Source organism: Paeniglutamicibacter sp. MACA_103, assembly GCF_045798555.1.
Lineage (GTDB): Bacteria > Actinomycetota > Actinomycetes > Actinomycetales > Micrococcaceae > Paeniglutamicibacter.
Map to the genome: position 1 here is coordinate 87,498 of NZ_JBIXLN010000016.1, position 6,446 is coordinate 93,943.

General features: G+C 66.5%; 3 protein-coding genes. 2 read left to right on the plus strand and 1 reads right to left on the minus strand.

Features of this window, described 5'->3' with window-relative positions; translation table 11 throughout:
* Positions 1-57 precede the first annotated feature (57 nt).
* Positions 58-1,335 (minus strand): NAD(P)/FAD-dependent oxidoreductase, encoded by a 1,278-nt coding sequence (locus tag ACIPVK_RS09790; RefSeq protein ID WP_407611788.1) that lies wholly within the window; start codon positions 1,333-1,335, stop codon positions 58-60.
* Positions 1,336-1,777: 442 nt separating this feature from the next.
* Between ACIPVK_RS09790 and ACIPVK_RS09795 the strand changes: the two genes are divergently transcribed.
* Both ACIPVK_RS09795 and ACIPVK_RS09800 read left to right on the plus strand, forming a co-directional pair.
* Positions 1,778-5,143, plus strand: a complete 3,366-nt coding sequence (locus tag ACIPVK_RS09795) for an SNF2-related protein (protein WP_407611789.1) — start codon at positions 1,778-1,780, stop codon at positions 5,141-5,143.
* Positions 5,144-5,212: 69 nt separating this feature from the next.
* Positions 5,213-6,382 (plus strand): hypothetical protein, encoded by a 1,170-nt coding sequence (locus ACIPVK_RS09800; protein ID WP_407611790.1) that lies wholly within the window; start codon positions 5,213-5,215, stop codon positions 6,380-6,382.
* Positions 6,383-6,446: the final 64 nt, after the last annotated feature.

Below are 6,446 nucleotides of genomic sequence, written 5' to 3' on the forward strand. Positions count from 1 at the left end.
GGTGCGGGGACTTGGCCCGTGCATCGCCCGCCGGGGTTCCGGTGGTCTTGCCGGGGGCTAGAAGCCCTTGCGCAGCGGGTTGAAGTGGCGTGCCACGGCCGGCTTTTCCTTGCCCAGGATGCCGGCGGCAAGCATCTTGCCGGTCAGCGGGCCCAGGGCAACGCCCCACATGCCGTGTCCGCCGCCGACGTGCACGCGCGGGGAGCTGGTCGCGCCGACCAGCGGCAGGCCGTCTGCGGTGCAGGGGCGTCCGCCCACCCACTCCTCCTTGCGGTTCTCCCAGTTGATGCCCTTGTAGACCGGCGCGGCAGCGGCCACGATGGCCTCGATGCGCTTGGGCTCCAGCGGGTGGTTGGCGTCGCGGAACTCCATGGTGCCGGCGATGCGGAAGCGGTCCCCGAGCGGGGTGCAGGCCACGCGCTGGGACGGGAAGTAGATCGGGTGCGTCGGCATGACCTCGGGCTGGACTGTGAAGGAGTAGCCGCGGCCAGCCTGGACGACGATGTTCACGCCAAACTTCTTCGTCAGGTCGTTCAGCCAGGCGCCGGTGGCCATCACCACGTGGTCGGCGGTGATCGAGCGGCCCTCGGAGCCGACGACGGTCACCGAGCTGCCGTTGTCGCGGATGTCCGTGACGTTAAAGGAACCGACGATGTCGGCGCCGCGGGCCACCACGGACTCGGCCAGGGACGCCATGAACTTCGGCGGGTTCAGGAAGCGCTGGTTCTTGATCGCAACGCCGGCCGCCACGTCGTCGGACAGGGTCGGCTCGATGGCGCGCAGCTCGTCCCCGGTGAGCAGGTCGAACTCGACGTTGCCGCCGGTCTTGCGGATCATGTCGAATTCGTGAAGCAGGACCTCACGGTCCTTCACGGACTTGAATCCGGTCAGGAAAGGATTGGCCGGCTTGGTCTTCTCGAGAACGCCCGGGCCCGCGTTGGTTCCTTCGGCGATCTCGTCGAAGGCATCCAGCCCGGTGGTGCCGATCTCCGAGTAGATCCGCATGGCTTCCTGCCACTTCTTCGGGGTGCTGTGCCAGGCAAAGCCCACCAGGAAGCGCAGCAGCTTGGCATCTGCCTTGAGCGGAATGTACAGCGGGGACGCCGGATCCATCATCATCTTCAGACCGCTGGTGAAGATGGAAGGCTCGGCGATCGGCAGGGTGAGTGCCGGGGTCAGCCAGCCGGCGTTGCCCCATGAGGCGCCCGAGGCGACCCCTCCGCGATCCACGACCGTAACCTTGACGCCCTCTTCCTGCAGGTACCAGGCGGCGGACAGGCCCACGAACCCGGCACCAACGATTACAACATGCTCAGGCGTCGTTACGCTGGCCATGGTTTACACTCCGTTCAAGAATTTCCAACTCTGGATCTCAACTTTGGCGTTGAATGCCACGCGAAGCAACGGGACTTCACTTTTCATCGGTGACGTAGGCCACTGCACCGTGTGGCTTGCATTAAATACGGCGAATCGACACCTATTCTGTTTTTTCTGTGTTGGCCCATGGTGAGTTCTGCTTTCTGCCCCGTCAGCAGGGGTTTGCCGTGCCTTCATCCTCGATCGAATCGGTCATTTGGGCAAGCGCCAGGGCCGAGACCGGGGCAAGGCCATGGAGAACGGCCCCGGGGCGCGTTCTGGACGGTGGCCGGCGGCTTCACCCCGGGTGCAACCGCCCGCGCCGGGGGCCAGCGCCGGCACCGCCCTCCGCATTCAGCCCACAGGTGCACTGCGCCTGTTTTGGCTACGACGCATGGGCGGTCCCCTTTAGACTATTTCCATGTCTCCCGCCGCTCCAGTGCTTTCGTCGACCACGCTGATCCGGGAGCTTGTCGGTCCCCTCAGCCTTGACCGCGGTGCGGCCTACGCAAGCCAGGGCAGGGTGCTGGACGTCAGCTGGGTGGCCCCGATGAGCATCGTGCGCGCCAGCGTCCTGGGATCGGGCGGCATGGTCTACCGCACCGCGGTCCACTCCCAGGTCCGCCAGGGCTTCCTCATGCCCCAGCACGGAATTTGCACCTGCCCCGTGGGCGCGAATTGCAAGCATGCAGCCGCAGCGCTCTTTGCGTACATGTGGGACGAAATAAACTTCGAGGAACCCGATCCCCGGGCCCCGTGGGAGCGCATGCTGGACTCCCTGATCGGCGACGGCGGCGCCGCTCCCGTCCAAGCCGAGGAACGCACCCTCGGGGTCCAGTTCGAGCTTCGGCCCCGGACCCTTCAGCGATACCAGGCAGCGGCAATGCAGAAGATCAAGAACGGGGACATCCCGCACACCTCCAAGCTCGAACTGGTCCTGCGTCCGGTCCAGCTCAACGACAAGGGCCGCTGGGTCTCCGGCAACCTTGCCTGGCAGCATTTCCGCTACACCCGCGCAGGTGGCGTGCCCGTGCTGCCCTTCGACTACTCCTACGACACGGACCAGGTGGAGTGGTTCTGCACCATGCTGCAGCTGAACTCCTTTGCCGCCTGGAACGGGACGCATCTGTCGGCCAGCGACTTCCTTAGTCCCATGCTGTGGAACCACCTGGCCCAGGCCCCGGGACTGGGAATCGAGCTGCGCGGCCCCTCGGCAAAATCCGCGGTGAAAGTGCACGGGCCCGTCACAATCCGCACCGACGTCGCTTCAGAGGGCGGCAAGTTGCGGATCCGGCCATCCCTCGACGTCCTGCCCACCGAGTTCAACACCGACTTCCTCGGTGCAGTGTCCGACCACGGTGTCTTTTGGTGGGACGCCACCGATGGCATGAAGCACCTGAACCTGCACCTGGCACCGACCCGCGCCAAGATCCCGGCACTGATCACCGGACTGCTCGGCACGGACAAGAAGGTCGTCATCCCGGCCAACGGGCGGGAGAACTTCGAAAGGGAATACCTGCCCAAGCTCGCCAAGGCCGCGGAGCTCTCATCCCTAGACCGCTCCATTGAGGTGCCGACCTCAATGGCGCCGAAGATGCTGTTGCGCATCAAGCACATCCTGCGGAAGCCGGAGACAGCACGCAAGCGCAAGGACCAGACAGCCGGCGTCCCCGGCCTCGAGCTGCAATGGGGCTTTTCCTACGGCGGCACCACGGTCCCCCTGGGCGCGGCACCGGGCTCCGTCGTCGAGCGCAATTCCAAGGCCGAACTCGCCCTGCAGCGCGAGGCAAGTGTGGCCATGGCCGATTTTCCCGGCGCCTTCGGCAACATCCAGCACCAGGTGCGGGAAGACGACAGCCCCATCGTCATCTCCGGCGTGGATGCCGCCCGCTTCACCGCCGCGGCGGTTCCCGCACTGCAGGCGGTGGAAAACCTGGAGGTGACCATCGAGGGCGAGGTGCTGGACTACGAGGAGCTCACCGCCGACCCGCTGATCACCATCTCGGCGGAGAACACCGAAACCAACGACTGGTTCGACCTGGGCGTGGAGGTGCGGATCGACGGCAACAACGTCCCGTTCACCGAACTCTTCCAGGCACTGGCCCACGGCGACGAGTACCTGATGCTCCCGGACGGCAAGTACTTCGCGCTCGACCGCCCGGAGTACGGGCAGCTGCGCCGCCTCATCGAGGAGGCCCGCGCCCTCTCGGACTCCACCACGGACGGCACCATCCGGATTTCCAAGCACCAGGCCTCGCTCTGGGAAGACCTCAAGGACATCGCCACGAACGTCGAGGCCTCCGAGGCCTGGAAGGCCTCCTCCGAGGGGCTGAGCAACATCCTCGAGGTTGCCCACGCCCCGCTGCCCGCCGGCATCGATGCAACCCTGCGCCCCTACCAGCGCGAGGGCTTCGAATGGCTCTCCTTCCTCTACGACAACGGGCTCGGCGGCGTGCTCGCCGACGACATGGGACTGGGCAAGACGCTGCAGACCCTGGCCCTGATCCAGCATGCCAAGGACAACCACGATCCGGCCGCGGGCAAGATGCCGCCGTTCCTGGTGGTGGCCCCGACCTCGGTCGTCTCCAACTGGGAGGCCGAGGCCAAGCGCTTCGCCCCGGACCTGCGCAGTGTCTACATCACCGAGACGGTGCGCCGCGGCGGGGTCCCGGCCCACGAGCTCGCCGCCGAGGTCGACATCGTGATCACCTCCTATGGGCTGTTCCGCATCGACCAGGAGGAATACGCCTCCACGAAGTTCTCCGGGCTGATCCTGGACGAGGCGCAATTCGTGAAGAACCCGGCCACGCAGGCATCCAAGCAGGCCCGCGACTTCCCGACGCCCTTCAAGCTCGCCATCACCGGCACGCCCATGGAGAACAACCTCTCCGAGCTCTGGTCGATGTTCGCCATTGCCGCACCCGGGCTCTTCCCCACGCTCAAGCGCTTCGACGAGACCTACCGCAAGCCCATCGAGAAGGACGGCGACAACGAGGCGCTGAAGCGCCTGCGCCGACGCATCCGCCCGCTGATGCTGCGCCGCACCAAGGAACTGGTCGCCACCGACCTGCCGGAGAAGCAGGAACAGGTCCTGGAACTGGAGCTGAACCCCAGGCACCGCACCATCTACCAGCGCCACCTGCAGCGCGAGCGCCAGAAGGTGCTGGGCATGCTCGAGGACATGGACAAGAACCGCTTTGCGGTGTTCTCCTCCCTCACCAAGCTGCGCCAGCTCTCCCTGGATGCCTCGCTCATCGACGACGAGTACGCCTCGGTGCCCAGCAGCAAGCTCGATGCGCTGCTCGAACAGCTCGAGGACCTCACCGCCGAGGGCCACAACGCGCTGGTCTTCAGCCAGTTCACCTCGTTCCTGTCCAAGGCCAGCGACCGGCTCACCGAGGCGGGGATCGAGCATGCCTACCTGGACGGCTCGACCACCAAGCGCGCCAAGGTGATCGAGTCCTTCACCTCCGGGAAGGTCCAGGTGTTCCTGATTTCGCTGAAGGCCGGCGGGTTCGGCCTGAACCTCACGCAGGCCGATTACTGCTTCCTGATGGACCCGTGGTGGAACCCCGCCTCGGAGAACCAGGCGGTCGACCGCGCGCACCGCATCGGGCAGAAGCGCAACGTCATGGTCTACCGGATGGTTTCCAAGAACACCATCGAGGAAAAGGTCATGGCGCTGAAGGACAAAAAGGCCAAGCTCTTCACCGCGGTGCTCGACGATGACGCGGCGTTCGCCTCCGCCATCAGCGCCGACGATGTGCGCTCGCTTTTTGCGGAGTGAGCCGGCTCCGGCCGAAAGATTTTCGCAGCATCCACGGATTTCCAAGCACCAAAGGGGGACGACACCACCATGTCGAAATCGAAGCCTGCCAACAACAAGTCGCGCGGCGGGCACCCCGCCCGCAACGCGGGCGCGGGCGCGTCCAAGTTTGAGAGCCAGGTGCGCACCGCCATGCGGCCCTACCTGGCCCAGTTGCGCGCCTTCTTCAACCAGCGCCACGACGCGGCCGACACGGAAGCCGGCGTCGAAGGTCTCGTGACCCTGCTGACCGTCCACGCGCGGCTGCGCGGCAAGGTTGCGGTGTCCGAGCTCGACCACGATGCGCTGGCCATCCAGTTCGAGGACCTGCGCGGCATCGGCGACGAGGTGGCGGTTGCCTGCGCCTCGATGCTGCGGGAATTTGTGCTCTTCCTGGCCGAAAGCGGACGCTGGTCCGGCTCGGTGGAAGGGTTCAAGGCGGTCTTCGACCTGATCTCCGCCCAGGGCGGCGAGTCCCCCGTGGTGGTCCCGGAGCTTGACGAGGCCGGCGCGGATTCCCGCTGGGCCAAGTTGCCCATGGTTTCCACCGCCCGGGCGCTGCTGGCCTGGGTCGGAGAGGGCCGCGAAGTCCGGCCGGATGGTTCCCTGCTCGATTCGGACCTGGTCGAGGCCGCCGCGGCCGTGGGCCTCATGGTCCTCCACGACGCCGAGGCCGAGTCCATGCGGCTGCCTTGGGAACCGGAAGCGGGATCCACCGTCGCCACCGTTGCACAGCTGCCGAAGTTGGACGCCTATTGGAATTCGCTTCTGCGGGCCGGCCTGCTGACGAATCAGCAGGGCAAGGCGGTGCCGACTCCGGTGGTGAGCGAGGCGCTGCATGCCGATTCGGGATTCAGCGCCCGAGGGGTGAAGGACCTGATCGCCGAGGGGCTCTACGCCCACATCCTGCTCAATGCGGTGGGGCCGGAGAACGACCACACCGTGACGCAATTGGCCGCCGCGTTGCTGGGCAAGGCCGGATCGGCGAATCCCCCGCGCACCGATGTCGCGTTCGCGGTTCCCGCACCCGGGGAGCTTGAGCCGGAGCAGGCCCACCTGCAACCGCTCTTTGCAAGGACCGTGCCCGCCGCCGAGGCCTTGCTCCGCGCCGCGGAATCCGAGGGCCTGGTGCGCATCGGAAAGCACGTGCGGGTTCCGCGCGTCTTGCGTGCTTCCTTGGAACGAGCACTGACACGGGTGGCCGAGGAAATCCTGGCCTAGAACCTGGTACTGACGCGGGGGGGGGGGGGGGGGGGGGGGGGGGGGGGGGGGGGGGGGGGGGGGG

Excerpts from the sequence above, each read along its gene's own strand:
- ACIPVK_RS09790 (WP_407611788.1), bottom strand. The coding sequence starts at position 1,335 with ATGGCCAGCGTAACGACGCCTGAGCATGTTGTAATCGTTGGTGCCGGG.
- ACIPVK_RS09795 (WP_407611789.1), top strand. The coding sequence starts at position 1,778 with ATGTCTCCCGCCGCTCCAGTGCTTTCGTCGACCACGCTGATCCGGGAG.
- ACIPVK_RS09800 (WP_407611790.1), top strand. The coding sequence starts at position 5,213 with ATGTCGAAATCGAAGCCTGCCAACAACAAGTCGCGCGGCGGGCACCCC.